We start from the raw sequence: 23,209 nt of genomic DNA, 5'->3' as shown, positions 1-23,209 counted from the left end.
CGAGACGTCGCGGTTCTGGATCCCCGCCTGCGCGGGCATGACAGCGTCGGCGCGGGGGATGACGACGTCGCGGATCCCGCATCCCATTCTGCCGCCGATCCCGGATCTCCGCTCACGCTCCGTCCGGGATGGCGAGTGCGCTCAATCCTTCACCCATTCCCGGACGAGGTGGTGCGCAATCGCGATGGGAGAAGGAGCCATGTAGTGCTCGTGAGTGCCCTCCAGCATGCGCCGCACGTCGTCCTTGGTGAACCAGCGGGCGTCCTCCAGTTCCTCGCCGTCGAAAGTGATCTCGTCGGTCAGCGCCTCGCCGATGCAGCCGATCATGACGTTGGACGGAAACGGCCAAGGCTGGGAGGTCCTGTAGCGCACCGCGCCCACCCGGATGCCGGCTTCCTCGAAGGTTTCCCGCCGGACCGCATCCTCGATTGTCTCGCCGGGCTCGAGGAAGCCCGCGAGGCAGGAATACATCTTCTCGGCAAAGCGCGGCTGGCGGCCCATGAGGCACTTGTCGCCCCGTGTGATCAGCATGATCACCACCGGGTCGGTCCGCGGGAAATGCTGGGCGCCGCAGGCCGCACAATCGCGCTGGAAGCCGGCCTGGGCGGCCGCCGTCGGCGCACCGCAATTGGCGCAGAAGCGATGGCGCCGATGCCAGTCGAGCAGGGATTTCGCCATGGCGAGCAGACCGAGTTCCTCCGCGGGAACGAGTCCGCGCACTGCGATGGAGCGCAAATCCTCAACCGCGAAGGCAGGATCCTCCTGAAACAGCTCCGCGGTCTCGGGGGGCGCCAGGGTCGCCACAACGGGGCGGTCCCCGAGGATCCCGAGAAAGACCTGTTCCTGATGGGCGGGGAGGCGGCTCAGGACCGAGGCCGGCAGGAGGCTCGATCCCGGCTCCCCGGCCCGAAGAACCGGCAGGTCGCCGGCCAGGATCACCATGGCGGCATGCGGATCTCCCGCCGCCTTGGCGAGCGCTTCCGGGTCCCGCTCGGCGCTGTGGCGGACGAGCGGGTTCGTGATGTAGGCAATGGGTCGGGTCATGGGATCAGGCCGCCGTGAAAAGGGTGGCGGCGCGCTCGATCAGCGCCGTCGCCGCATGGTCGGGATAGGATGTGCGGGTGCCGTGGCCCCAGACCGGTCCGGGCCAGGCCGGGTCGGAGCGGAAGCGTCCGATCACGTGCACATGAAGCTGCGTCACGATGTTGCCCAGCGCTCCCACATTCACCTTGTCGGGCTTCGAGAGCTCCAGCATCACCCGGGTGGCGATGCGGATCTCCTGCATCAGCTGAGCGGATTGCTCGTCCGAGAGATCCGTAAGCTCGCTGACCCCCTCGATCCGCGGCACCAGCACGAACCAGGGAAAGCGTGCGTCGTTCAGAAGCAGGACCGACGAGAGGGCGAGGTCGCCGACGGGGAGCGTGTCGGCTTCGAGCCGGGAATCGAGCTTGAATGTCATGGCGCTATGTAACCGAGCCTGCGGCTTCGTGTCAGCCTGTGTTCCGCTTCCCGCCCGAGAGAGATCGCGAGAGATCGCGAGAGATCGGTGAAGACCGGGGATGGCGGTTGAAGGGCGCGCGTTTCCAACTTGCGTTTCCACGGCGATACGCCCATATAGCCGGTGGGAGGTTGGCGAGGGACGTCTCACTCGCCAACTGGGTCAGGTCCGGAAGGAAGCAGCCCTAACGAGACCGAACGGGTCTTCGTCCAGCCTCCCACCTTCAAGATTCCCCAAAGCCTTGCAGTCGATGGACGATACCACAGCCGGCACGCCCCTGAACGACGAGCCGGCCCTGCCGGGCTTCCCCGCCGCGCCCGCTCCCGTAGCGCCGGCCTCGCCCTACCGCGTTCTTGCCCGCAAATACCGCCCTAAAACCTTCGATGACCTGATCGGTCAGGAGGCCATGGTGCGCACCCTCTCGAACGCTTTCGAGACCGGCCGCATCCCGCAGGCCTGGATGCTCACGGGCGTCCGCGGCGTCGGCAAGACCACCACGGCCCGCATCCTCGCCCGCGGCCTGAACTATCAGCGACAGGACGGTTCCGGCAGCCCGACCATCCACATGCCCGAACTCGGCGTCCATTGCGAAGCCATCATGGAATCGCGGCATGTGGACGTGCTGGAGATGGACGCGGCCTCGCATACGGGCATCGACGACGTCCGCCAGATCATCGACGGCATCCGCTATTCGCCGGTCACGGCCCGATACAAGGTCTACATCATCGACGAGGTCCACATGCTCTCGGAGAAGGCGTTCAACGCCTTCCTGAAGACGCTGGAGGAGCCGCCGCCGCATGCGAAGTTCATCTTCGCCACCACCGAGATCCGCAAGGTCCCGGTCACGATCCTGTCCCGCTGCCAGCGCTTCGACCTGCGCCGCATCGAGGCGGACAAGCTCGTGGCCCACTTGGGCCGCATCTGCAATGCCGAAGGCGTGCAGGCGGACCAGGAGGCGCTTGCCGCCATCGCCCGTGCGGCGGAAGGCTCGGCGCGTGATTCCCTGTCCCTGATGGATCAGGCCATTGCCCATGGCGCCGGCGTGGTGACGCCCGACACCGTGCGCGACATGCTGGGCCTCGCCGACCGCGCCCAGATCATCGACCTCTTCGAGGCCGTGATGCGCGGCGACGTGCCGGCGGCCTTCGCGGGCTTGCGCTCGCAATACGATGCCGGCGCGGACCCGGCCGTGATCCTGTCCGATCTCGCGGCCTTCTCGCATATCGTCACCCGTCTCAAGCTGATCCCCGAAGCCGCGAAGGATCCCGCTCTCTCAGAGATCGAGCGGACCCGCGGCCTGGATTATGCTCAGAAGCTCTCCGTGCGGACCCTGTCGCGCGCCTGGCAGATTCTCCTCAAAGGCATTCCCGAGGTCCAGTCCTCGAACCGTCCGATCGCGGCGGCCGAAATGGTCGTCGTGCGCCTCGCCTATGCGGCCGATCTGCCGACGCCGGACGAGGCCCTGCGCGCTCTGAAGGACGGCGCACCAGTTCCCGCGGGCGGCCCGTCGGCCCCCACGCCCAGGCCCTCCGGTCCCGCCACCTCCGGCAATATGGCGCTGGCGACCTCTCAACCTCATCCGCAGCCGCGCCCTCAGGCCGCCCAGCCTGAGCCGACCATGCGCCTGCGCCGCTTCGAGGATGTGGTGGCACTCGCCGGCGAGAAGCGCGAGATCGTGCTGAAGGCGCAGCTCGAACGGGATGTGCGCCTCGTCCGCTTCGAGGAGGGCCGCATCGAGCTCAGCCTCACCGAGACCGGCAGCCGCACCATCGCCAACGATCTCACCCGTGCTCTCCAGCAATGGACCGGCGAACGCTGGATGGTGGCCCTGTCCTCGGAAGAGGGGGGAGCGACCCTCCATGAGAAGGCGGTCGCGGCCGAGCGCGAGCGCAAGGAAGGCGCTGCCAATCATCCCCTGGTGCAGGCGGTGCTGTCGAAGTTTCCCGGTGCGCAGATCGTGAACGTGATCGAGCGTGCGGAGAAGCCCGGCGAGGATGCGGAAACGGAAATTCTCGGCGAGGCCGATGCGCTGGCCGCGCACGAGGCCGAAGATGACGACGATCTGTTTTAATTCGAGGAAACGGTCATGAAGGACATCATGGGACTGATGAAGCAGGCTCAGGCCATGCAGCAGAAGCTGCAGGACGCTCAGGCCGAGCTCGACACTCTCGAAGTCGACGGCACCGCCGGCGGCGGCGTCGTGACCGTGAAGGTGACCGGCAAGGGCAGCCTCAAGTCCATCAACATCGATCCTTCGCTTATGAATCCGGACGAGAAGGAGATCCTCGAGGATCTCATCGTCGCCGCCATGAACGACGCCCGCGGCAAGGCCGAGCGGATCACGCAGGAGCGCATGGAGAGCCTCACCAAGGGGCTTCCGCTGCCGCCCGGCCTGAAGCTGTTCTGAGCATCGTGCAAGAAGTGGTTTCCGGTTCTTCGCGTCGAACGATGCGACAAAAGCAAAAGAGAACCTGAATGGCTCAGCACGTTGCCGGCCCTGAGATCGAGCGCCTGATCCAGCTCCTCGCCCGCCTGCCGGGGTTAGGTCCCCGCTCGGCCAGGCGCGCGGCGCTCCATCTCATCAAGAAGCGGGACACGCTGCTCAACCCGTTGAGCGATGCCATGCGCGTCGCCAACGAGCGTATCGTCGTGTGCTCGTCCTGCGGCAATGTCGATACCTCCGAACCCTGCACCATCTGCCGGGATGCCAAGCGCGATCCATCCATCCTCGTGGTCGTGGAGGACGTGTCCGATCTCTGGGCGCTCGAACGCTCGGGCGCGGTCAACGCCAGGTATCATGTGCTCGGCGGCGTGCTCTCGCCGCTCGACGGCGTGCGTCCCGAGCACCTGAATCTCGATCGCCTCGTCGCCCGCGCCTCGGAGCCGGGCGTGAGCGAGGTGATCCTGGCGCTGAACGCCACGGTCGACGGTCAGACCACGGCTCATTACATCACCGAGCTTCTCGCGCATCTGCCCGTGAAGGTGACGAAGCTCGCCCATGGTGTGCCGGTCGGCGGCGAACTCGATTATCTCGACGAGGGCACCCTCTCAGCGGCGATCCGGCAGCGCACGTCGTTCTGAGGCGCCCTGATTTCCTCCCGTCATCACCGGCCTTGTGCCGGTGATCCCGCCAGGTGAAGCGCGGTGCTTCATATCACCGGGATGGCCGGGACGAGCCCGGCTATGACGTGAGAGGGTGTCCTTCGCCGCCGCGGGTCAGGAATGACACCGTGGGGTTTCAGATCGAGCAACAGGCAGATGATGACGTGACAGGCCCTGGCGCCGTTGCTAATCAGGCGGCAACAGAAACCCCATTCCCCGAGTTGCCCATGTCCACCGCTGATCTCGCCCGTACCATCGACGCCGCCTGGGAGGACCGGGCCCATGTGACCCCCTCGACGACGGGCGCCGTCCGCGAGGCCGTGGAGGAGGCCATGAGCCTTCTCGATTCGGGCAGGGCCCGCGTCGCCGAGAAGACCGGCGGCGAGTGGCAGGTGCATCAATGGCTGAAGAAGGCGGTGCTGCTGTCCTTCCGCCTCAACGATATGGGCATCCTCAAGGGCGGACCGGGCAACGCTGTCTGGTGGGACAAGGTGCCCTCCAAGTTCGACAACTGGTCCGAGACCGAGTTCAAGGCCGCAGGTTTCCGCGCCGTGCCGAACTGCACCGTGCGGCGCGGCGCCTATATCGCGCACGGCGTGGTGCTGATGCCCTCTTTCGTCAATCTCGGCGCCTATGTGGACGAGAACACCATGGTCGACACCTGGGCCACCGTCGGCTCCTGCGCCCAGATCGGCAAGAACGTGCATCTCTCCGGCGGCGTCGGCATTGGCGGCGTGCTGGAGCCGCTTCAGGCCAATCCCACCATTATCGAGGACAATTGCTTCATCGGAGCCCGCTCCGAGGTGGTGGAAGGCGTGGTCGTGGGCGAGGGCTCGGTGCTCTCCATGGGCGTGTTCATCTCGGCCTCGACCAAGATCATCGACCGCAATACCGGCGAGGTCTTCGTCGGCCGCGTGCCGCCGTACTCCGTGGTCGTCCCCGGTTCGCTCCCCGGCAAGCCCTTGCCGGACGGCACTCCCGGCCCGTCCCTCTACTGCGCGGTGATCGTGAAGCGCGTCGATGCGCAGACCCGGGCCAAGACGGGGATCAACGAGCTGTTGCGGGACTGATCCGATGGAACACTCACCGCTTTCTCTCGCCCAATCCCTCCTCCGCTGCCCCTCGGTGACACCCGAGGAGGGCGGGGCGCTTGCCTTTATCGAGAGCGTGCTGAAGGAGGCGGGCTTCGAGGTCCATCGGCCGGTCTTTTCCGAGCCCGGGACACCGGACGTCGAGAACCTTTACGCCCGCTACGGCACCGGTAAGCCCTACCTGCTCTTCGCCGGCCATACGGATGTGGTTCCGCCCGGCGATGCGAGCCGGTGGCAATACGATCCGTTCAGCGGCGAGATCCATGGCGGCGAGCTCTACGGGCGCGGTGCGGTCGACATGAAGGGCGGCATCGCCTGCATGATGGCGGCGGCGCTCGACTTCATGCGCAACAACCCGGACTTCAACGGCTCGATCGGCTTCCTGATCACGGGAGACGAGGAGGGGCCCGCCGTCAACGGAACCGTGAAGCTCCTCGAATGGGCGAAGGGTCGCGGCGAGCGGTTCGATCACTGCATCCTGGGCGAGCCGACCAATCCGAACCAGCTCGGCGACATGATCAAGATCGGGCGGCGCGGGTCGCTCACGGGCAAGATCGTCGTCGAGGGTAAGCAGGGCCACGTGGCCTATCCGCATCTCGCGAATAATCCCATCCCGGCCATGATGCGCCTGCTCGACGGGCTTCTGAAAGAGCCGCTCGATCGGGGAACGGATCATTTCGACGCCTCGAACCTGGAAGTGACCAGTGTCGATGTGGGCAATCCGGCGGCCAATGTTATCCCGGCCGCGGCGAAGGCCACCTTCAACATCCGCTTCAACGATCTCTGGACGCCGCACAGCCTGGAGGCGGAGATCGAGCGCCGCCTGCGCGAGGCCGCCGGCAACACGGTGCGCTACACTCTGACGATGGAGCCGACGAATGCAGTCGCCTTCCTCACGCCGCCGAATGCGTTCGTGGGCTTCATCGCCGACGCCATCAAGGCCGAGACCGGCTCGCAGCCGAAACTCTCCACCACGGGCGGCACGTCGGATGCTCGCTTCATCGTGAAGTATTGCCCAGTCGTCGAGTTCGGTCTCGTCGGACAGACCATGCACCAGGTCGACGAGCGGGTGGCGGTTGCCGATTTGGATCGCCTTGCAATGATTTACCGCAAGGTGCTGGACGCCTATTTCGCCGCGTGAGCCACTGAATTCAAGCCTGACTATTTAGACTAAAGTCGAAAATCAGCCGGAACGTTTTAGGCCTTCGGTCCATTCTCGTGAGCAATCGCCTTCAAGGAAGAGCATGCTCATGATCGTCACGGCTGATGAGGTCAACCGCTCGTTCAGGGGAACGCTGGACCTGCTCCACAGCAGGTCCGAGGGCCTGAAATCCTTCGACATGAGCGAGCGGGGTTTCTGGCGCTCCTTCACGGCGATCTGGTTGACGCTTCCGGCCTATGTCGTGTCGCTTGCCTTCGAGCGCCTCCGCCTCGGTCTCTTGCAGCCGGATCGGCCCCTTCTCGACAATTTCTGGGTCGATCTCGTGGTGGCTCTGGGCCATGTGGCGGGCTTCATCGCCCTGCCTGTCGCCATGATCTGGATCGCCCGGTGGTTTCATCTCGAGAAGGCCTATGTGCCCTTCGTGATCGTGACGAACTGGGTCTCGGTGATCGGCATGCTGGTGCTCTCGGTGCCGGCCATGCTGATGCTTCTCGGCTGGGCGCCTCCAGGGCTTGCCAGCCTCTTCAGCCTCGCCTTTGCGGTCATCATCGTGAGACTGCAATGGTTCGCCACCAAGGCGACGCTGGGGCTCGCGAGCATTCCAGCTCTCGGCATCGTCGTGCTCGGCATCGTGCTCAATTCCTTCGTCGGAACGGCGATGCGGGGCCTGTTAGGATAACTCCGGATAATCGACGCCGATCAGGTAAAGGCCCGTCGGCGGAGCCATCGGCCCGCAACGCTTGCGATCCCGAGCATCGAGTGCTGCGCGCACATCTGCCACGGACCAGCGCCCCGCGCCGGCGCGCTCAAGGGTTCCCGTTATCGAGCGGACCTGATGATGCAGGAACGAGCGGGCGGAGGCATGGATGCGGATCTCGTCGCCGATCCGCTCCACATCGAGCCGGTCGAGGGTTCGGACCGGGCTGTTGGCTTGGCATTCGGCAGCCCGGAACGTGGTGAAATCGTGCCGCCCGATCAGCAGCTGCGCGGCGTCGTGCATTGCATCGGCATCGAGCGTCCAGGCCACGTGCCAGACGCGGCTCGCGTCCAGGGCCGCCGGAGCACGGCGGTTGAGAATTCGGTAGACGTAGTGGCGCTTGATGGCCGAGAGGCGGGCGTTGAACGTCTCGGGCACGATTTGCGCCGAGAGAACAGCCACGGGAGCAGGCCTCAAATGGGAATTGGTGGCATCGCGTACCGTGTCCGGTCGCCATTCCTTTTCCAGGTCCACGTGAACGACCTGATGGGTGGCATGAACGCCTGAATCCGTCCGTCCGGCGCAGTGAATCCGTACGGCGGAACCGGTGAAGCGCGCGATGGCATCCTCCACCGCCTGCTGAACGGAGAGACCGTTCGTCTGATGCTGCCAACCGGTAAAGGGCGTGCCGTCATACTCGACGACAAGCTTGTAGCGAGGCATGTTATTCCAGTTCTACGAAGGCCTGGGCGTAGGACACCGAGCCATGGGCGCCTTTCCCTTTGTCGGAAAGAGCGAAGGCCTGGAGATAAGGCCCGTCATAGGGCGTTTTCAGTCGGTCCGCCAGACGCGGCGTGAAGCCGAAACGACCGTAGTAATGCGGCTCTCCCAGCACGAGGACCAGATCGTAGTTTTTATCCGTCAGGCGCTTCAGGCTGTTCTGGACAAGGGCTGCTCCAATACCCTGCTTTTGGAAGGAGGGTGCGACAGCCAATGGAGCCAGGACTGCCGCTTTGATGGAGGGTGTCTCGTGCAGGATCAGGCGAGAATATGCGATATGGCCGGCCGGCTCATCGGCATACGCGATCACAGACAGGATAAGATCGCCATCTTCGTGCATGTGCTGCACGAGGTCGGCCTCCGTCAATTGCCCAAAAGCGGCGGAATAGATGGCATAGAGTGTACACCAATTGGCGGATTCCTCCAGACGGATCCCCATGCTGGACCTCACGCAAGTTTGGTGCCCGGACCAAGCCTCACACCGCGCAGGAACTCCTCGAAAGCCACGGGTCCCTTGCCGGCGCGCTGCACTTGAATCAGGCGGATCGCCCCTTCGCCACAAGATATCGTACCATGATTGTCGATCAGTGTCGCGGGTGAACCTGAGCCCTGTCCGAGGGTTGACCGCAAAACTTTCACACGCTCCCGGCCCTTGCCGAAATCGGCCGTGAAATAGGCGCCTGGAAAGGGTGAGAGCCCGCGAATGTGATCATGGACCTCCTGCGCAGGTTTCGACCAGTCGATCAGCGCTTCCTCGTTCTTGAGCTTGTGGGCATAGGTCACGCCTTCCTCGGGCTGAGGCGTGAAGCCTAAGCCTCCGCGGGAAAGGGCGGCCAGCGCCCGCACCATGAGATCGGCACCGAGAACCATGAGCCTGTCGTGCAGTTCGCCCGCATTCATGTCCGGCGTGATCGCCACCCGCTCGACCATGGCGACGGGGCCGGTATCCAGGCCCTCTTCCATCTTCATGACGGCGACGCCGGTCTCCTTGTCGCCAGCCATGATCGCGCGCTGGATGGGCGCCGCGCCGCGCCAGCGGGGGAGCAGGGAGGCGTGAAGGTTGAGGCAGCCCAGTTCCGGCGCTTCCAGAACGGCTTTCGGCAGCAGCATGCCGTAGGCCACCACCACCGCCACGTCGGCATTGTGACTGCGGAAGATCTCGGCAGCCTCTTCCGCGCGCAAGGTTTTCGGCGTCAGCACGGGAAGTCCGAAACGATCCGCCATCTTGTGGACAGGGGAGGGCTTCAGCTCCATGCCGCGGCCGGCCGCGGCGGGCGGGCGGGTATAGACGGCGACCACGTCATGGCCCTGGCCAACGATCTCGGAGAGGGTGGGCACGGCGAAATCGGGCGTGCCCATGAAGACGACGCGCAGGCTCATGCCCCCGCCTCGCGCTTGGCGGCCTTCTTGAACTTGGTCATCACCCGGTCGCGCTTGAGCTTCGACAGGTGATCGATGAACAGGACCCCGTCAAGGTGGTCGATCTCGTGCTGCACGCAGGTCGCCAGGAGACCATCCGCATCCTGCTCGATCATCTCGCCCTGGAGGTTCATATAGCGGAAGCGCACCCGGTCAGGCCGCTCGACCTCCTCGTAATATTCGGGGATCGACAGGCAGCCTTCCTCGTAAACACGCTTCTCCTCCGAAGCCCAGACGATCTCGGGATTGATGAGCACCATCGGCTGATGCTCGTCCTCCGATTTCGACACGTCCATGGTCACCATGCGGATTGGCACGCCGATCTGGATGGCGGCCAGGCCGACGCCTGGGGCGTCATACATGGTATCCAGCATGTCGTCCGCCAGCCGGCGGATCTCGCTCGTGATTTCCTTAACGGGCTCGGAAATCAGGCGGAGCTTGGTGTCGGGGATGATGACGAGGGGTCTGATGCTCATGATCGCGGGAGATAAGCGGTTGGACGAGGATGGTCAAATCGTTCGTCTTATGTTCGGATGCGTTCGTCAACCGGAACCTTATGCTCCATGAACGACGTCGTCCTCATCCTCGGCAAGACATCCCTGACCTGGGGACAGGTCGTCATGGGGATGGCCGGTTTGAGCCTCGTTCTGCTGCTGCTCGTGACCGCTCTTCTCCTGCGCACCCGCCGGGAGAGAGCCCTGGAGGCCGCCATCGCGGCCGAGCGGGCGCGGGAGATGGACGACAAGGTGGCGGAACTCACCCGCGTGCAGTCGGAGATGACCGGGCGAATGCGAACCATCGCCGAGGTCTTCGGCACCCGCCAAAGCGATTTCGTACGGATGATCTCGGAACGGATCGACGGATTGCAGCACCGGGTCGGGCAAGGGCTGGAGGCGTCCACGCGCCACCAGTCGGAAAATTTGTCCAAGCTGAACGAGCGTCTTGCCGTGATCGACGCGGCGCAGCAGAACCTGACGAACCTCACAGGCGAGATCGTAGGGCTGAAGGATATCCTCTCCAACAAGCAGACCCGGGGCGCTTATGGGCAGGGACGGATGGAGGCGATCGTCCGCGATGGGCTGCCGGCCAATGCCTTCGAGTTCCAGGCGACCCTGTCCAACCGCACGAGACCCGACTGTCTGGTGCGCCTGCCCGGCGACGACCGTAGGCTCGTGATCGATGCCAAGTTTCCGCTGGAGGGCTTTACCCTGTTCCGCGAGGCCAAGGGCGATGAGGCCCGCAGCCGGGCGGCTACCAAGGCCCGCAACGACATGCTCGTGCATGTGAAGGACATCGCGGAAAAGTACCTGATCCCGGGCGAGACTCAGGATATCGCGATGCTGTTCGTCCCTGCGGAGTCGATCTATGCCGACTTGGCCGAGCATTTCGACGATGTGGTCCAGAAGGCTCATCGCGCCCGTATCGTCATCGTGTCGCCCTCGCTTCTGACGCTCGCCATCCAGGTGATGCAGGCGCTGGTCCGCGATGCCCGCATCCGCGAGGAGGCAAGGGTGATCCAGGTCGAGGTGCAGAAGCTCCTGGAGGATGTGGAGCGCCTCGATGCCCGGGTGGCGAAGCTCGATACCCATTTCCGGCAGGCACAGGACGATGTCTCGCAAATCCGGGTCTCGGCCGACAAGATCGTCAAGCGCGGACAAAAGATCGAAACCCTCGAATTCGACGAGGGTGAAGCGGAAGCCCGGGCCGAGTGGCTGCGCCTCCAGGGCCGGAATCTCCGGGCGGTCGAATAGACCGGGAACCGCCTTTCGTCCGTAACGTTCTCCCCAGGCTGAACGATGCGCCAGGCGGACAATGGCGCTCGCATGTTGGCATCTCTCAGAACTCGGGAAGGATTGCGCTATGGGCCTTTTGTCGAAGGACATCAAGTCGTTGGATGATCTCTTCATCCATACCCTGCAAGACATTTACTATGCCGAACAGCAGATCACGAAGGCGCTGCCGGAGATGATCGAGAAGGCGAGCGACCCGCAGCTGAAGCAGGCGTTCCAGACCCATCTCGGCGAAACCCAGCAGCAGATCCAGATGGTCGAGCAGGTGTTCCGCATGCATGGCCACGATCCGAAAGGCGTGACCTGCCCGGCCATCGACGGCATCATCGACGAAGCCCAGGAAATTGCCGGCGACATCGATGATCCGCAGGTTCTCGACGCGGCGCTTCTGGCTGCCGCTCAGGCCGTGGAACACTATGAGATCACCCGCTACGGCACCCTCGTCGCCTGGGCCAAGCAATTGGGCCGCGAGGATTGCGCCGGCGTCCTGCACCAGATCCTGGATCAGGAGAAGGCCACGGACCAGAAGCTCAACCGGATCGCCGAGAGCAAGATCAACACGAAGGCCGCGTAAGCTCTTCGTGCACTCGAAACGAGAATGGCCTCCGCAAGGAGGCCATTTTTATATCGACCCGTCCCTAACCCGTCATGGCCGTCCCGGGACGTGATCCGGGATCAGTCCCGGCCATCCCGCTTCCGGACCCCATCCCCCTCATCCTGAGGAGCAGCCGTGAGGCTGCGTCTCGAAGGAGGATTTCAGCAGGCACAGGACTCTCCTTCGAGACGGTCGCTGTGCGACCTCCTCAGGATGAGGGCGAGCGAGACGATCGGCATCACGGCCGGTGACACCCACTCCCGTCATGGCCGGGCTTGTCCCGGCCATCCCGATGCCGTGAAGCGCCATGCCTTTCCAACCGAGATCACCGGCACAAGGCCGGTGATGACGGGAGATTATCGCTTCCTGCCTTATTTCGCCGGCAACGCGTAGGCGCGCAAAAAGTCCGCTAGATCGTTGGTAATGTAGTCGATATCCGGCGTCTGGACCGCCTCCTGCTCGAAGCTTTCCCGGAACGGGTCGAACGTCTTGGGAACGATGAGCGTGGTCGTCATGCCGAGCTCGTGCGGCACGGTCAGGTTCTTGGCGATATCCTCGAACATGGCGGAGCGGGCAGGCTCCACCCCGTGCTTGTCGAGGAAGATCTCGTAGGCGCGCCGGTCGGGCTTGGGCACGAAGTTGGAGGCGGCGATGTCGAACACGTCCTCGAAATGGCCGAGAATGCCGATCTTCTTCGCCACATTCTCCGCATGCTTGCGGGAGCCGTTGGTGAGGATGAGCTTGCGGCCGGGCAGCTTCTCGATGGCCTCGCCCAGGCCGTGGTTCAGCTTGATATCCGTGTGGTCGATGTCATGGGCGAAATCGAGAAAGTCGTGCGGATCGATGTCGTATTCGTCGATCAGGGCCCGTAGGGTCGTGCCGTACTTGTGATAGAAATACTTCTGCAGCGCCTGGGCGGACAGGCCATCGAGTCCGAAAAGATTTGAGATGTAGAGGGTGATGCGCTGGTCGATCTGCGGCCAGACCCGGGAGCTGTGCGGGTAGAGGGTATTGTCCAGGTCGAAGATCCACGTCTCCACATGTGAGAATTGGCGGGAGTCGGAGGACGACAGGTGGTTTTCGGCAGATGGCTTCGCGTTCATGGATCCCAAAGACGACAATGGGGCCGTGCGGCCCCACTGACGAATATATAGGCGTTCTCGGCCGATCCGTGAAGGGCGACGCTTTAACCCCTCCGGATCAGCGTGCCCGCGCCATGGTCGGTGAACAGTTCCAGCAGCACCGCATGCGGCACCTTGCCGTCGAGGATGACCACTGCCTCCACACCCTTCTCCAGGGCATAGATGCAGGTCTCGATCTTCGGGATCATGCCGTCCGTGATGGTTCCGTCGGCGATCAGGCGGCGGCAATCCTCGATGGTCATTTCCGGGATGAGGTTCTTGTTCTTGTCGAGAACGCCCGGAACGTCCGTGAGCAGCAGGAGGCGCTTGGCTGTCATCGCGCCCGCGATAGCACCCGCAAAGGTATCGGCGTTCACGTTGTAGGTCTGACCGTCTTGGCCGGTCGCGACCGGGGCGAGGACCGGGATCAGCTCGGCCTGGAGCACTTGGTCCAGAACCGCCCGGTTCACGTGCTCGGGCTCCCCGACAAACCCTAGATCGACCACCTTCTCGATGTTGGAATCGGGGTCGATGGCCGTACGGGTCACCTTCCGGGCGGTGACCATGTTGCCGTCCTTGCCGGACAGGCCCACGGCCTTGCCGCCCTCGACGCCGATCCAGCCGACGATCTGCTTGTTGATGGAGCCGGCGAGCACCATCTCGACGACCTCGACCGTGGCCGCGTCCGTGACGCGAAGACCGCCCTTGAATTCGGACTTGATGCCGAGCTTTTCGAGCATCTTGCCGATCTGCGGCCCACCGCCATGAACGACGATCGGCTTGATGCCCGATTGCTCGAGCAGAACCACGTCCTCGGCGAAGTCCTCGGCCGCCGCCCGGTCGCCCATGGCATGGCCGCCATACTTGATCACCACCACCTGCTGGTCATAGCGCTGCATGTGCGGCAGGGCCTGCACAAGCACTTCGGCCTGTACATGAACGTCGGGGAGGGGCGTGGACGGATCGGACATGAACGGCTCCGGCGCGGGTATCAGGATCAAACGGCCTGCCTTCTAGCCGAAGGATGGGCCGCTGCAAACAGAGACTTCAGGCTCTGAGGCGAAGAAGAGCGGAGAGGCCTACCAGCAGCCAACCCAGCATCAGGAGGATGCCTCCCGTGGGCGCGGCCCTGGGGAAAAGCGCTGCACCCGAGAAGGCCCGGCGGGAGAGGTCGCCGCAGAACAGGATGAGCCCGAGAACCAGCACATAGCCGGCGATCTGGGCCAGCATGGGGTTCACGGCTCCGGCTGCCATCAGCGCCACGAGGGCGAGCAGGGCAGGGGCATGGAAGAGCAGGAACTGCGCCGCGGTGGCGAGGTTCCCTCCCGTGATGTGCGCCGCGGCGGCCGAGAGGCCGACACCGAGAAGTCCTGAGAGGGAAGCAAGGACGAGGAGGATCCGGGCGGCGAGATTCATCCCGCGCCCCGTTCGCTCAGGAGCCGCGCCACTTCGGCCCTGAGCTCCGGGATGCCGAGGCCCGAGCGGCTGGAGGTGGCGAGGATCTCAGGGAAGGCGGCGGCGCGCTTCTCGATCTTCTGCAGGGTGTCGGCGATGCGCTTATCGAGCTCGTCCCCCTTCAGCTCGTCCGCCTTCGTCAGGACGATCTGGTAGGAGACGGCCGCCGTGCCGAGGGTCTCCAGCACCGTCTCGTCCACCGCCTTGATGCCATGGCGGGCGTCGATCAGCACGTAGACGCGGGCAAGGCTCGCCCGGCCACGCAGGTAGTCGTGGATCAGCTGCGTCCAGGCCTGTACCTTTTGCTTTTCAACGGCGGCAAAGCCGTAGCCGGGCATGTCAACCAGGTGGAAACGGTCGTTGATGTTGAAGAAGTTGAGCTGCTGGGTGCGCCCCGGTGTGTGCGAGGTACGCGCGAGCGTATTGCGTCCCGTCAGCGCGTTCACGAGGCTCGACTTGCCGACGTTGGAGCGGCCGGCGAAGGCGATCTCCACCTTGCTCATGGGCGGCAGGTTCTTCAGGGAATTCGCGGCCCAGATGAAATCCGCCTCGCCGGCAAAGAGCTTGCGGCCGATCTCAAGGAAAGGGTCGGTATCGGGTTGCATATCGGTCATGAGGGTCCTTATCGGCGCTTGGTGCCCGGAGTTCAAGGCATCTCGCTCAAGCTTTTCCCATCACTCGAGGCATCAAGCCCAGAACGGCTCCGCCCTCACGAGTGCCCGGGAGGCCTTTTCGGCCCGGGGCAGGAGTTTGCGGACGCGCCGCTTCGTGTAGCCGGCGGCCTTCCGAACGGGTTTCCGGAACGGCGGATCGAGAAGGGTCCGGCCAACCTCGATATCGTTCAGCTTGCCCAGCACGTCCTGCAGGCGCTCGAGAAGGTCCACCATCGCCTTGCGGTTCTTGCGCGCCGGAACACCCGGGAACAGAGTGGCAAGGAATTCGACGCCATAACGCAGCTTCTTGATGCTGATGCGAAGCTCGTGGCGAGCCTTTCCGCTCAGATCGGCCATCCGGCGCGCATCTCTTCGGATCCGTTGCCAGCGTCGCGAGAATTCCCAGGCCGCCCGGGTCTGAGCCGGCAGCTCGCGCGCCGCCCGGATCGCCGGTTTGCGGCTCTCGAGCCATCGCCCGGCTTCGACCCAGGTCGCGGCTTTCAGGATCGCCTTCATGAAGCGGGGTTTGGACAGGGTTTTCAGAAGGCTCTCGAAGGCCTCGGCCCGCAGCCGCCCGGCTTCCGCCAGCGCCGGCAGGCCCATGTCGGTGTCGTTCGCCTTCCGTAGCCTCGCGATCAGAACGTCGAGATCGCGAACCAGGGCGAGCTTTTTTCCGGCCCAGCGGAGCTCAGTTTTGATGGCATCGCTGTCCCGATCCCGCAGCATCGGCTTGAACAGCGAAATCGCCGCATCGAGCCGCCGGAAGCCCACGCGCATCTGATGCAGCAGCTCAGGGGCGCGGCTCCGGCGCAGAAGCGCCTCGTTGCGAATGATCTGGGACAGACACGAGCGCGCGATCATCTGGAACGCTTCAGCGGATGCGGCCGTGGTTGGAACGACGATCCGGCCGGCCTTTACAGGCCCGCTGTCGGCTTGACCGAGCAGTCTGTAACCGCGTTCCGATTTCGTGATGGGAGAGAGGCGAAACGGGATGCTGTCGGCGAGATCGTCGGCGAGGGCGAACAGAGCGGACGGATCGCCGTCCTTCAATTCGAGTTCGACCTCGCAGAATTTCTCGGCGCCGGAATCGGTCGATGCTTTGGCCTCGTCCAGGGCGAGCTCGATCGTTGCCCCATTGCGCTTGATCTCGAAGGCCTGGCGATCCGTCTCTACCGTGAAAACCGGCTTGAGGTCGGCTCGTATGGCCTCGTTCGAGACAAGCGCGGCGAGCGGCGTGCCGGCGGCGGACGCGAGATCGAGCCCGCCATCGACCGGAATCTCCCATTCGCCGCGGTCGAGAGCGAAGCCCCGCGCCTTGCGCTCCGCTTTGATGGTCTGCGTGCTGCGCCCGTTCTGTTTCCGCACGCGGAGGGTCAGCCCCGCCTTGTGCAAAGCAAAATCCGTCGAATCGTAATAGACGGCGTGGAGGATTCCGCCCTGTCCCGGAAGCATCCGGGCCTGCGACATCAGCGGATGCTGGAGAAGCTGGCCAGTTGCGTCCGCGGCGAATTCCAGTTTCAGCTCGATCTCGTTTGCCGTGGTGTGCGCTCTCGTGGGCTCATTCTTGTTCTGCCATCCGGCGTTCATGGCCAGCCGCCGCTCCGGTTTCGCCTGCTGCGGTCATGTAGAGCGCTTCGGGGTGAAAGCCATGAGGAAGATCCCAGGAAGGTCCTTCCAGAAGGCAGCTTTCAGAATTGTATCGCTCTTCTACAAAACAGAAGGAGTGCATTCAGCCAGGGCGCCGGCATGCTGAGACGCTGTGAAAATGACGTCTCCTCCAAGGCTCGAACATGACTGATGCTCCCATTCTGATTCGCTCGGTCGAAGTCCTCTCGGACGACTGGGCGACGCTCAAGAAGTTCACCTTCGATTATCGGCGCCGCGACGGAACTCTGGAACGGCAGGTTCGGCAGACCTATGACCGCGGCCATGGCGCCGTGATTCTGCCCTACGATCCTGAGCGAGGCACCGTGCTGCTCGTCCGGCAATTCCGGCTGCCGGCCTATGTGAGCGGCCATCCGGGACCGCTGGTTGAGGCCTGTGCGGGGCTTCTCGACGAGGACGATCCAGAAACCTGCATCCGCCGGGAGGCGCAGGAGGAACTCGGCTACAGGCTGCGCGATACCGAGTCCGTTTTCCACGTCTTCATGAGCCCCGGCAGCGTGACCGAGAGACTGATGTTCTTCATCGCCCGCTATTCACCGGATGACCGCATCGGCCAAGGCGGAGGCGACAGGCACGAGGGCGAGGATATCGAAGTTCTCGAGGTATCGCTCGAAGGAGCTCTCGGCATGATCGACGAAGGACAGATCGTCGACGGCAAGACCATCATGCTGCTTCAACACCTGAAGCTCAAAGGGTTGATGAGGGCCTCGGCCCATCCTTGAGCGGCCAAACGAAAACCCCGGGGCAAGCCCGGGGTTTTGTCAGTTGCTGGCATGTGCCGCTCAGCCCTTGGCGGGACTGGTCTTGCGGCTGAAGGTCTTGCGCAGGTTGTCGAAGAGTTCGATCTTCACGCCATTGCGCTTCATGATGAAGGCCTGCTGGGTGACCGAGAGCAGGTTGTTCCAGGCCCAGTAGATCACGAGGCCGGCCGGGAACGAGCCGAGCATGAAGGTGAAGATCACCGGCATCCAGGAAAAGACCTGCTTCTGCACCGGGTCCGGCGGCTCCGGGTTCATCTTCATCTGCAGCCACATGGTGATGCCCATGAGGATCGGCCATACGCCGAGCATCAGGAAGTGGCCGATCACCGGCACGGCGCCCGGGTTGTAGGGCAGGAGGCCGAACAGGTTGAAGATCGATGTCGGATCCGGCGCCGCGAGGTCGCGGACCCAGCCGAAGAACGGCGCATGGCGCATTTCGATGGTGACGAAGAGCACCTTGTAGAGCGCGAAGAACACCGGGATCTGGATCAGCACTGGCCAGCAGCCGGCGACGGGATTGATCTTCTCCTTGCGGTAGAGCTCCATCAGCGCCTGCTGCTGCTTCATCTTGTCGTCGCCGTAGCGCTCGCGGATCGAGGCCATCTCCGGCTGCACCGCCTTCATCTTCGCCATGGATCGGTAGGACTTGTTGGCGAGCGGGAAGAACAGGATCTTCAGCAGCACCGTGACGAGCAGGATCGCGATGCCGAAATTGCCGAAGAGATGGAAGAAGAAGTCGAGCACCTTAAAGAGCGGCTTGGTGATGAAGTAGAACCAGCCCCAGTCGATCAGGAGATCGAAGTTCTTGATGCCGTACGTCTCGTGATAGGAATCGACGGTCGCGACTTCCTTGGCGCCGGCAAACAGGCGCTGCGTCACTTCCGTGGTGGCGCCGGGTTGGAGGGTCTGAGAAGCGCCGGCCACAGTCGCCTGATAGGTGCGATCCGCCGTCTGGCCCTGCTGCGAGGTGAAGGAGCCCTGGAAAGGCTGTGTCTGGTCGGGAATGACGGCTGCGGCCCAGTATTTGTCGGTGATGCCGAGGAACCCCCCGGTGACCGAGTTCCAGATCTGGCCGACCGTGCTGCCGCCCGAGATCGGCTCCTTCTTGTCCAGGTTCGCGTAGGTGAGCTCCTGCAGGCCCTCGTCGCCGAGAACGCCGATCATGCCCTCGTGCAGCACGTAATAGCCGAGGGTGACCGGCTTTCCGTGGCGGGACACGAGGCTGTAGGACTGCAGCGTCACGGGGGCCGAGCCGCGGTTCTCGACCGCATCCTTCACCGTGAACATGAACTTGTCGTCGACCGCGATCGTGCGGCGGAAGACCAGGCCCTGCTCGTTCTGCCAGGTCAGGGTGACGGGGCTGCCGGGAGTCAGCGAGGTCTTGTCGGCCGTCCAGACGGTATTCTGGTTCGGCAGGCTGCCGGCCTGGGCGCCGATCCAGCCGAATTCCGCATAATACGGGTTCTGGGTGCCGGTGGGTGACAGGAGCACGATGATCGGGCTCTTGGGGTCCACCGTCTCGCGGTAGTTCTTCAGCGCCACGTCGTCGATGCGGCCGCCGCGCAGATTGATCGAGCCGGCGATGGCAGGCGTATCGATGGCCACGCGCGGCGAGCGGGCGAGGGCAGCCTCGCGGGTTTCGACCGCCGGAGCCATCGGCGTGCTCGGAACCGTTCCCGGCACGGTCGGCGAGGCCCCGCCGGCTTGGCTCGGGCTCGGGGGCGGGTTCGGCGCCGTGGGATTGACCTGCGTGGATTGCGCTTGCTGGGCGGCCTGCCGCTGCCTTTCGGCCTGGGGCGCCGCAAAGAAATATTGCCAGCCTAGCAAGATCGCCAGCGACAGCGCGATGGCGACGATGAGGTTTCTATTGTCTTCACGCATGGGAATGTCCGCGACGCTCGCCGTTGGGGGGAGGTGAGGAGGGAAGGTGACGCTCTGCGGAGGGCGCGCTTTTCGGCCTGGTGACTGCCCGCAGCGCGCGCCGAAGATCGTCGATGAGCAGATCGAAATCGGCGGTCAGGATATCGCGTCGTCCAATGACGACGATGTCCGCATCGAGATTCGCGTAATCCTGGCCTGCCGTGGGAATGGCGGCCCGGAGCCGGCGCTTGATCCGGTTGCGTTCGGTGGCGTGGCCCACCCGCTTCGTGACCGTGAGGCCGAAGCGCAGGCCGAGGCCCGAGCACTCGCGCAACCGAGCCTGAACCGTCATCCGCTCGGTATGAAAGCGGCGGCCGGAGGCCGCCGCGACGAAGTCAGGTCTTTTCGTCAGACGCCCGAGGCTTAGCTCTGCGCGAGGCTCGCGCATCGGGCGATCCTAGGCTGCTTACGCTGACAGGCGCTTGCGGCCATGGGCGCGGCGAGCGGCAATGACCTTGCGGCCACCCTTGGTCGCCATGCGCGCACGGAAGCCGTGGCGGCGCTTGCGAACCAGCTTGCTCGGTTGATACGTCCTCTTCACGGCACTTCTCCGGTCGAATGGGGCAGCGGTGCTCGATGGCTCGCGCCCGTCTGGTTAAGGTGGGGTTGCCCCCGAAACTGTCTCGAAAAAACGATCAGCGCCCCAGAAGAGCGCTGTCAGCTTGCGGGCTTATGACGGAATGGAGGGGCAAAGTCAACGCCGCTATGGCCTTTATGCGGCAATCGGCGCAGCGTCTTCCCCACCGCGACACGGCCTTAGGCTTGGCCTTGCCGAGTGCTACATATATGGCACGAAATCCAGGAGGATCCGTGACCGATACGCAGCCAAAGCCTCATAGCCCGAAGGAGGCGGGCCGTCTCTGGCGCACTTTGCCTCTCGTGCTGCTCGTCCTGGCTTTAGGGGGCATCTTTGCAACGGGCCTGCACCGCACCTTAAGCTTTGAGACCTTTCTCCGCTATCAAGCCTGGCTTCAGGACCTCGTCGCCGCCCATCGCCTGACGATGCTGGGGCTCTTCTGCCTGACCTACGTGGCGGCGGTGACCCTGTCCCTGCCGGCTTCGGCTTTTCTGACCACCATCGGCGGCTATCTGTTCGGTTGGGCTCTCGGCGGGATCGCGGCCTCCATGGCGGCCACCCTCGGGGCAGCCAATATCTTCCTGATCGCCCGCACGTCCCTGGGACGGCCTCTCCTGGAAAGGGCAGGCGTCCGCATCCAGGGCCTTGCGGCGGGTTTCCGGAGGCAGGCTTTTCTCTACCTGCTTTCCCTGCGCCTGATTCCCGTGGTGCCGTTCTGGCTGACGAATCTCGCCGCCGCCTTCTTCGGCATGCGTATGAGGCCTTTCGTGCTGGCAACCCAGATCGGCATGCTGCCGGTCTCTTTTGCCTTCGCTTTTGGCGGATCCGGGCTCGACGAGGTGATTTCCAGACAGGAGAAACTTCGCTCGGATTGCCTCGCGACAGGCCAAAGTGAATGCACCGCCGATTTCAGTGCCGGGAGCCTGTTGACGCCCGAGTTGATGATCGCTCTAGCTATCTTAGGAATCTTGGCGCTGGTTCCGATTGCGCTGAGGCACTGGCGCAGGCGCGTCGCCGACGAGGGGCAATGATCAGGCAGGCAGAGAGGACGAGAGCATCGGACCCAAAAGTGGATTGCACTTTCGAGATCGATCCGATGCTCCCTTCGTTGGCTGGCGCACCGGTCTTCGCGGAAATTCGGGTCCATTTTTCGCGGGCGCCGACCTCTGGTTCCGCACAATGCGCTTGCGGGGTTGATTCATCCCTACCTACCTTTATCCCAGCCGATGGTGGGCGCGGCGATGGAGTTTCTCGAACCGTCGCCCCAAAATCCTTGATCGCGGCGACTGGCTTTCGTGCTTCGCCGCCTGGAATGAAACGGGAATGAGCCGCGAGCCGACCACTTTCGCAGGGCGCTTTTTCAGCCAGTTCGGGCTTTCCGCACGCCTGCTCCTTCTGACCGTGCTCTTCGTGATGATCGCGGAGGTGCTCATCTATGTGCCGTCTGTCGCCAATTTCCGGCTGACGTGGCTGAACGACCGGCTGGCGGCAGCCCAGATCGCCGCCATGGTTCTCGATGCCGCACCTGAGGAAAGCCTGTCGGAAGAACTGGAGTTGCGCCTCCTGCACGGGGTCGGCGCCAAGGCCATCGCCCTGAAGGGAGGCGGGCGCAGGAGCCTGCTGGCCACGGGCGACGTGCCTCCGGAGGTGAGCAAGACGGTCGATCTGCGCGACGCGAAATGGATGACCCTGGTTCAGGATGCCTTCAGTGCCCTGTTCACTCCCGCGGACAAGCCCATTCGCGTCATCGGAGCCGGCATGGGTGTGGAATTCGTCGAGATGATCCTCGACCAGGCGCCCCTGCGCCATGCCATGATCGAGTTCTCCCGCAACATCCTCTTCCTGTCCCTCTTCATCTCCATCATTACGGCGAGCCTCGTCTATCTCACCCTGCAATGGGTGATCGTGCGTCCAGTCCGGCGGCTCACCGGCAACATCGCGGATTTCTCCAGCAATCCGGAGGACGCCTCGCGGGTCATCCAGCCGACCGATCGCGTCGACGAGATCGGCCTCGCCGAACAGGCCCTGGCCCGCATGGAAACGACCTTGGCCGACGAGCTGCGCCAGAAGCGCCGCCTGGCGCAGCTGGGACTGGCGGTCAGTAAGATCAACCACGAACTGCGCAACATGCTCACCACGGCCCAGCTCCTCACGGACCGTCTCGACCGGGTCAGCGACGAGAGCGTCCAGCGCATCGCCCCCAGGCTCGTCAGCACCCTCGACCGGGCCATCGCGTTCTGCGAGACCACCCTGGCCTACGGCCGGGCGACGGAGCCGCTGCCGCAGCGGCGGCTCATCCCCCTGGCGCCTTTGATCGCGGAACTGTCGAACCTGACGGATCTCGCTCCCGAGGTCGGCATCGCCTTCGAGGCTCAGGTGCCGGAAGACCTGATGATCGATGCCGATCCGGACCAGCTCTCCCGGGTTCTGGTGAATGTGGTTCGCAATGCGATCCAAGCCCTGAGCCAGACCGGATCGCCCGAGGGGCAGCCGCGGATCGACGTGACCGCCTCACGGGAGGGCGGCATGGTGTGCATCCTGATCAAGGACAATGGCCCCGGCATCCCCGAACGAACGAAGGCCAACCTGTTCACGCCCTTCCAGGGCTCGGCTCAGAAGGGGGGGACGGGCCTGGGTCTGCCGATTGCGGCGGAACTCGTTCAGCTCCATGGCGGGACGATCACCCTCGATGATGGCCACGGCAAGACCTGCTTCAAGATCACGATCCCGGACCGCTAATCCCCGCTGGCGCAGCGGTCGGAAAGATAGACCCGATTTCCCGGGCCCGCCGATCCACTAGTGTTGTGACTCTAACGCTTGTTTCGCACGGGCGACCTTTTCCAGGATAGCTGAGGCCGAGGCGGTCCAGACAAAGGGTCTCGGGTCGGCATTGTGGTGCTCCAGGTAGTCCATGATCGCGCTT

The 23,209-nt window shown here is 64.0% G+C and carries 26 protein-coding genes and 1 other RNA gene; 13 read left to right on the top strand and 14 right to left on the bottom strand.

Annotated features, from left to right (window positions below):
* Positions 1–141: 141 nt before the first annotated feature.
* Together nudC and FS320_RS19765 are read right to left on the bottom strand one after the other, a co-directional pair.
* Positions 142–1,044 (bottom strand): NAD(+) diphosphatase, encoded by a 903-nt coding sequence (gene nudC / locus FS320_RS19770; RefSeq protein WP_152713587.1) that lies wholly within the window; start codon positions 1,042–1,044, stop codon positions 142–144.
* Positions 1,045–1,048: 4 nt separating this feature from the next.
* The gene (locus FS320_RS19765; protein WP_152713585.1) at positions 1,049–1,459 is read right to left on the bottom strand and encodes an HIT domain-containing protein; all 411 of its coding nucleotides are present in this window, start codon (positions 1,457–1,459) and stop codon (positions 1,049–1,051) included.
* Positions 1,460–1,623: 164 nt separating this feature from the next.
* Between FS320_RS19765 and ffs the strand changes: the two genes are divergently transcribed.
* The 7 genes from ffs to FS320_RS19730 all read left to right on the top strand — a co-directional run bounded on the left by ffs (position 1,624) and on the right by FS320_RS19730 (position 7,532).
* An RNA gene (gene ffs / locus FS320_RS19760) (signal recognition particle sRNA small type) lies at positions 1,624–1,720 on the top strand.
* Positions 1,721–1,748: 28 nt separating this feature from the next.
* Positions 1,749–3,569 carry a DNA polymerase III subunit gamma/tau gene (locus FS320_RS19755; protein ID WP_152713583.1) on the top strand — a complete coding sequence of 607 codons (1,821 nt, stop codon included), beginning with the start codon at positions 1,749–1,751 and terminating at the stop codon, positions 3,567–3,569.
* Positions 3,570–3,584: 15 nt separating this feature from the next.
* Complete coding sequence (locus tag FS320_RS19750) at positions 3,585–3,905, top strand: YbaB/EbfC family nucleoid-associated protein (RefSeq protein ID WP_152713581.1); 321 nt, start codon at positions 3,585–3,587, stop codon at positions 3,903–3,905.
* A 68-nt stretch (positions 3,906–3,973) separates the two neighbouring features.
* A complete protein-coding gene (recR, locus tag FS320_RS19745; RefSeq protein WP_152713579.1) occupies positions 3,974–4,579 on the top strand; it encodes a recombination mediator RecR in 606 nt (201 codons plus the stop codon).
* Between the two features lie 248 nt (positions 4,580–4,827).
* On the top strand, positions 4,828–5,670 hold the full coding sequence (gene dapD / locus FS320_RS19740; protein WP_152713577.1) for a 2,3,4,5-tetrahydropyridine-2,6-dicarboxylate N-succinyltransferase: 843 nt from the start codon (positions 4,828–4,830) through the stop codon (positions 5,668–5,670).
* A 4-nt stretch (positions 5,671–5,674) separates the two neighbouring features.
* On the top strand, positions 5,675–6,832 hold the full coding sequence (dapE, locus tag FS320_RS19735) for a succinyl-diaminopimelate desuccinylase (RefSeq protein WP_152713575.1): 1,158 nt from the start codon (positions 5,675–5,677) through the stop codon (positions 6,830–6,832).
* Between the two features lie 109 nt (positions 6,833–6,941).
* Complete coding sequence (locus FS320_RS19730; RefSeq protein WP_152713573.1) at positions 6,942–7,532, top strand: hypothetical protein; 591 nt, start codon at positions 6,942–6,944, stop codon at positions 7,530–7,532.
* On the opposite strand, the gene truA is transcribed toward FS320_RS19730, so the two are convergent.
* From truA to def, 4 genes are read right to left on the bottom strand one after another with little or no spacing between them, the layout of a single operon-like run.
* The gene (gene truA, locus FS320_RS19725; RefSeq protein WP_152713571.1) at positions 7,524–8,273 is read right to left on the bottom strand and encodes a tRNA pseudouridine(38-40) synthase TruA; all 750 of its coding nucleotides are present in this window, start codon (positions 8,271–8,273) and stop codon (positions 7,524–7,526) included. The two genes, FS320_RS19730 and truA, sit on opposite strands and share 9 nt — an antisense overlap.
* A 1-nt stretch (position 8,274) precedes the next feature.
* Positions 8,275–8,769 (bottom strand): GNAT family N-acetyltransferase, encoded by a 495-nt coding sequence (locus FS320_RS19720; protein ID WP_152713570.1) that lies wholly within the window; start codon positions 8,767–8,769, stop codon positions 8,275–8,277.
* 8 nt (positions 8,770–8,777) lie between these two features.
* A complete protein-coding gene (gene fmt / locus FS320_RS19715; RefSeq protein ID WP_152713568.1) occupies positions 8,778–9,710 on the bottom strand; it encodes a methionyl-tRNA formyltransferase in 933 nt (310 codons plus the stop codon).
* Positions 9,707–10,225, bottom strand: coding sequence for a peptide deformylase (gene def, locus FS320_RS19710; protein ID WP_152713566.1), 519 nt, complete (start codon positions 10,223–10,225; stop codon positions 9,707–9,709). The genes fmt and def overlap by 4 nt, the downstream gene beginning before the upstream one ends.
* A gap of 87 nt (positions 10,226–10,312) precedes the next feature.
* On the opposite strand from def, the gene FS320_RS19705 reads away from it, so the two are divergent.
* The 3 genes from FS320_RS19705 (at position 10,313) to FS320_RS19695 (ending at position 12,527) form a co-directional block, all read left to right on the top strand.
* Positions 10,313–11,500: a DNA recombination protein RmuC gene (locus tag FS320_RS19705; RefSeq protein WP_152713564.1), complete on the top strand. Its 1,188-nt coding sequence runs from the start codon at positions 10,313–10,315 to the stop codon at positions 11,498–11,500.
* Between the two features lie 109 nt (positions 11,501–11,609).
* Positions 11,610–12,113: a YciE/YciF ferroxidase family protein gene (locus FS320_RS19700; RefSeq protein WP_152713562.1), complete on the top strand. Its 504-nt coding sequence runs from the start codon at positions 11,610–11,612 to the stop codon at positions 12,111–12,113.
* Positions 12,114–12,269: 156 nt separating this feature from the next.
* Positions 12,270–12,527, top strand: a complete 258-nt coding sequence (locus tag FS320_RS19695; protein ID WP_152713560.1) for a hypothetical protein — start codon at positions 12,270–12,272, stop codon at positions 12,525–12,527.
* Here the strand turns inward: FS320_RS19695 and FS320_RS19690 are convergent.
* The 5 genes from FS320_RS19690 to FS320_RS19670 all read right to left on the bottom strand — a co-directional run bounded on the left by FS320_RS19690 (position 12,506) and on the right by FS320_RS19670 (position 16,950).
* Positions 12,506–13,237 carry a pyrimidine 5'-nucleotidase gene (locus FS320_RS19690; RefSeq protein ID WP_152713558.1) on the bottom strand — a complete coding sequence of 244 codons (732 nt, stop codon included), beginning with the start codon at positions 13,235–13,237 and terminating at the stop codon, positions 12,506–12,508. The genes FS320_RS19695 and FS320_RS19690 overlap by 22 nt on opposite strands.
* Positions 13,238–13,320: 83 nt before the next feature.
* Complete coding sequence (gene argB, locus FS320_RS19685) at positions 13,321–14,226, bottom strand: acetylglutamate kinase (RefSeq protein ID WP_152713556.1); 906 nt, start codon at positions 14,224–14,226, stop codon at positions 13,321–13,323.
* 76 nt (positions 14,227–14,302) lie between these two features.
* Entirely contained in the window at positions 14,303–14,671 is a 369-nt protein-coding gene (locus FS320_RS19680; protein WP_152713554.1) for a DUF423 domain-containing protein, read from the bottom strand.
* Positions 14,668–15,324 carry a ribosome biogenesis GTP-binding protein YihA/YsxC gene (gene yihA, locus FS320_RS19675; protein ID WP_152713552.1) on the bottom strand — a complete coding sequence of 219 codons (657 nt, stop codon included), beginning with the start codon at positions 15,322–15,324 and terminating at the stop codon, positions 14,668–14,670. The genes FS320_RS19680 and yihA overlap by 4 nt, the downstream gene beginning before the upstream one ends.
* Before the next feature lie 72 nt (positions 15,325–15,396).
* The gene (locus FS320_RS19670; protein ID WP_152713550.1) at positions 15,397–16,950 is read right to left on the bottom strand and encodes a CYTH and CHAD domain-containing protein; all 1,554 of its coding nucleotides are present in this window, start codon (positions 16,948–16,950) and stop codon (positions 15,397–15,399) included.
* A gap of 203 nt (positions 16,951–17,153) precedes the next feature.
* On the opposite strand from FS320_RS19670, the gene FS320_RS19665 reads away from it, so the two are divergent.
* On the top strand, positions 17,154–17,750 hold the full coding sequence (locus tag FS320_RS19665; protein WP_152713548.1) for an NUDIX domain-containing protein: 597 nt from the start codon (positions 17,154–17,156) through the stop codon (positions 17,748–17,750).
* Between the two features lie 60 nt (positions 17,751–17,810).
* Here the strand turns inward: FS320_RS19665 and yidC are convergent, their stop codons facing one another.
* Genes yidC through rpmH form a run of 3 tightly spaced genes read right to left on the bottom strand, consistent with a single transcriptional unit; the run spans position 17,811 to position 20,250 of the window.
* Positions 17,811–19,670 carry a membrane protein insertase YidC gene (gene yidC / locus FS320_RS19660; protein WP_152713546.1) on the bottom strand — a complete coding sequence of 620 codons (1,860 nt, stop codon included), beginning with the start codon at positions 19,668–19,670 and terminating at the stop codon, positions 17,811–17,813.
* Complete coding sequence (gene rnpA / locus FS320_RS19655; RefSeq protein WP_152713544.1) at positions 19,663–20,097, bottom strand: ribonuclease P protein component; 435 nt, start codon at positions 20,095–20,097, stop codon at positions 19,663–19,665. Before rnpA ends, yidC begins: the two co-directional genes overlap by 8 nt.
* A gap of 18 nt (positions 20,098–20,115) precedes the next feature.
* The gene (gene rpmH / locus FS320_RS19650; protein ID WP_027314822.1) at positions 20,116–20,250 is read right to left on the bottom strand and encodes a 50S ribosomal protein L34; all 135 of its coding nucleotides are present in this window, start codon (positions 20,248–20,250) and stop codon (positions 20,116–20,118) included.
* A gap of 269 nt (positions 20,251–20,519) precedes the next feature.
* Here rpmH and FS320_RS19645 point away from each other — a divergent pair, with 269 nt between their 5' ends.
* Both FS320_RS19645 and FS320_RS19640 read left to right on the top strand, forming a co-directional pair.
* Positions 20,520–21,317 carry a VTT domain-containing protein gene (locus FS320_RS19645; protein WP_162003091.1) on the top strand — a complete coding sequence of 266 codons (798 nt, stop codon included), beginning with the start codon at positions 20,520–20,522 and terminating at the stop codon, positions 21,315–21,317.
* A gap of 292 nt (positions 21,318–21,609) precedes the next feature.
* On the top strand, positions 21,610–23,025 hold the full coding sequence (locus FS320_RS19640) for a sensor histidine kinase (protein WP_152713540.1): 1,416 nt from the start codon (positions 21,610–21,612) through the stop codon (positions 23,023–23,025).
* Positions 23,026–23,209: the final 184 nt, after the last annotated feature.

Source organism: Microvirga tunisiensis (assembly GCF_009296175.1).
Classification (GTDB): domain Bacteria; phylum Pseudomonadota; class Alphaproteobacteria; order Rhizobiales; family Beijerinckiaceae; genus Microvirga; species Microvirga tunisiensis.
This window is presented reverse-complemented; position numbering and strand designations above follow the sequence as displayed.

Coding starts and splice junctions, on each gene's coding strand:
- FS320_RS19690 (WP_152713558.1), bottom strand. CDS start 13,237: ATGAACGCGAAGCCATCTGCCGAAAACCACCTGTCGTCCTCCGACTCC.
- argB (WP_152713556.1), bottom strand. CDS start 14,226: ATGTCCGATCCGTCCACGCCCCTCCCCGACGTTCATGTACAGGCCGAA.
- FS320_RS19755 (WP_152713583.1), top strand. CDS start 1,749: ATGGACGATACCACAGCCGGCACGCCCCTGAACGACGAGCCGGCCCTG.
- fmt (WP_152713568.1), bottom strand. CDS start 9,710: ATGAGCCTGCGCGTCGTCTTCATGGGCACGCCCGATTTCGCCGTGCCC.
- yidC (WP_152713546.1), bottom strand. CDS start 19,670: ATGCGTGAAGACAATAGAAACCTCATCGTCGCCATCGCGCTGTCGCTG.
- FS320_RS19640 (WP_152713540.1), top strand. CDS start 21,610: ATGAGCCGCGAGCCGACCACTTTCGCAGGGCGCTTTTTCAGCCAGTTC.
- FS320_RS19730 (WP_152713573.1), top strand. CDS start 6,942: ATGATCGTCACGGCTGATGAGGTCAACCGCTCGTTCAGGGGAACGCTG.
- dapE (WP_152713575.1), top strand. CDS start 5,675: ATGGAACACTCACCGCTTTCTCTCGCCCAATCCCTCCTCCGCTGCCCC.
- dapD (WP_152713577.1), top strand. CDS start 4,828: ATGTCCACCGCTGATCTCGCCCGTACCATCGACGCCGCCTGGGAGGAC.
- FS320_RS19700 (WP_152713562.1), top strand. CDS start 11,610: ATGGGCCTTTTGTCGAAGGACATCAAGTCGTTGGATGATCTCTTCATC.
- truA (WP_152713571.1), bottom strand. CDS start 8,273: ATGCCTCGCTACAAGCTTGTCGTCGAGTATGACGGCACGCCCTTTACC.
- FS320_RS19765 (WP_152713585.1), bottom strand. CDS start 1,459: ATGACATTCAAGCTCGATTCCCGGCTCGAAGCCGACACGCTCCCCGTC.
- FS320_RS19705 (WP_152713564.1), top strand. CDS start 10,313: ATGAACGACGTCGTCCTCATCCTCGGCAAGACATCCCTGACCTGGGGA.
- FS320_RS19680 (WP_152713554.1), bottom strand. CDS start 14,671: ATGAATCTCGCCGCCCGGATCCTCCTCGTCCTTGCTTCCCTCTCAGGA.
- def (WP_152713566.1), bottom strand. CDS start 10,225: ATGAGCATCAGACCCCTCGTCATCATCCCCGACACCAAGCTCCGCCTG.
- yihA (WP_152713552.1), bottom strand. CDS start 15,324: ATGACCGATATGCAACCCGATACCGACCCTTTCCTTGAGATCGGCCGC.
- FS320_RS19670 (WP_152713550.1), bottom strand. CDS start 16,950: ATGAACGCCGGATGGCAGAACAAGAATGAGCCCACGAGAGCGCACACC.
- FS320_RS19720 (WP_152713570.1), bottom strand. CDS start 8,769: ATGGGGATCCGTCTGGAGGAATCCGCCAATTGGTGTACACTCTATGCC.
- FS320_RS19665 (WP_152713548.1), top strand. CDS start 17,154: ATGACTGATGCTCCCATTCTGATTCGCTCGGTCGAAGTCCTCTCGGAC.
- recR (WP_152713579.1), top strand. CDS start 3,974: ATGGCTCAGCACGTTGCCGGCCCTGAGATCGAGCGCCTGATCCAGCTC.
- FS320_RS19750 (WP_152713581.1), top strand. CDS start 3,585: ATGAAGGACATCATGGGACTGATGAAGCAGGCTCAGGCCATGCAGCAG.
- nudC (WP_152713587.1), bottom strand. CDS start 1,044: ATGACCCGACCCATTGCCTACATCACGAACCCGCTCGTCCGCCACAGC.
- rnpA (WP_152713544.1), bottom strand. CDS start 20,097: ATGCGCGAGCCTCGCGCAGAGCTAAGCCTCGGGCGTCTGACGAAAAGA.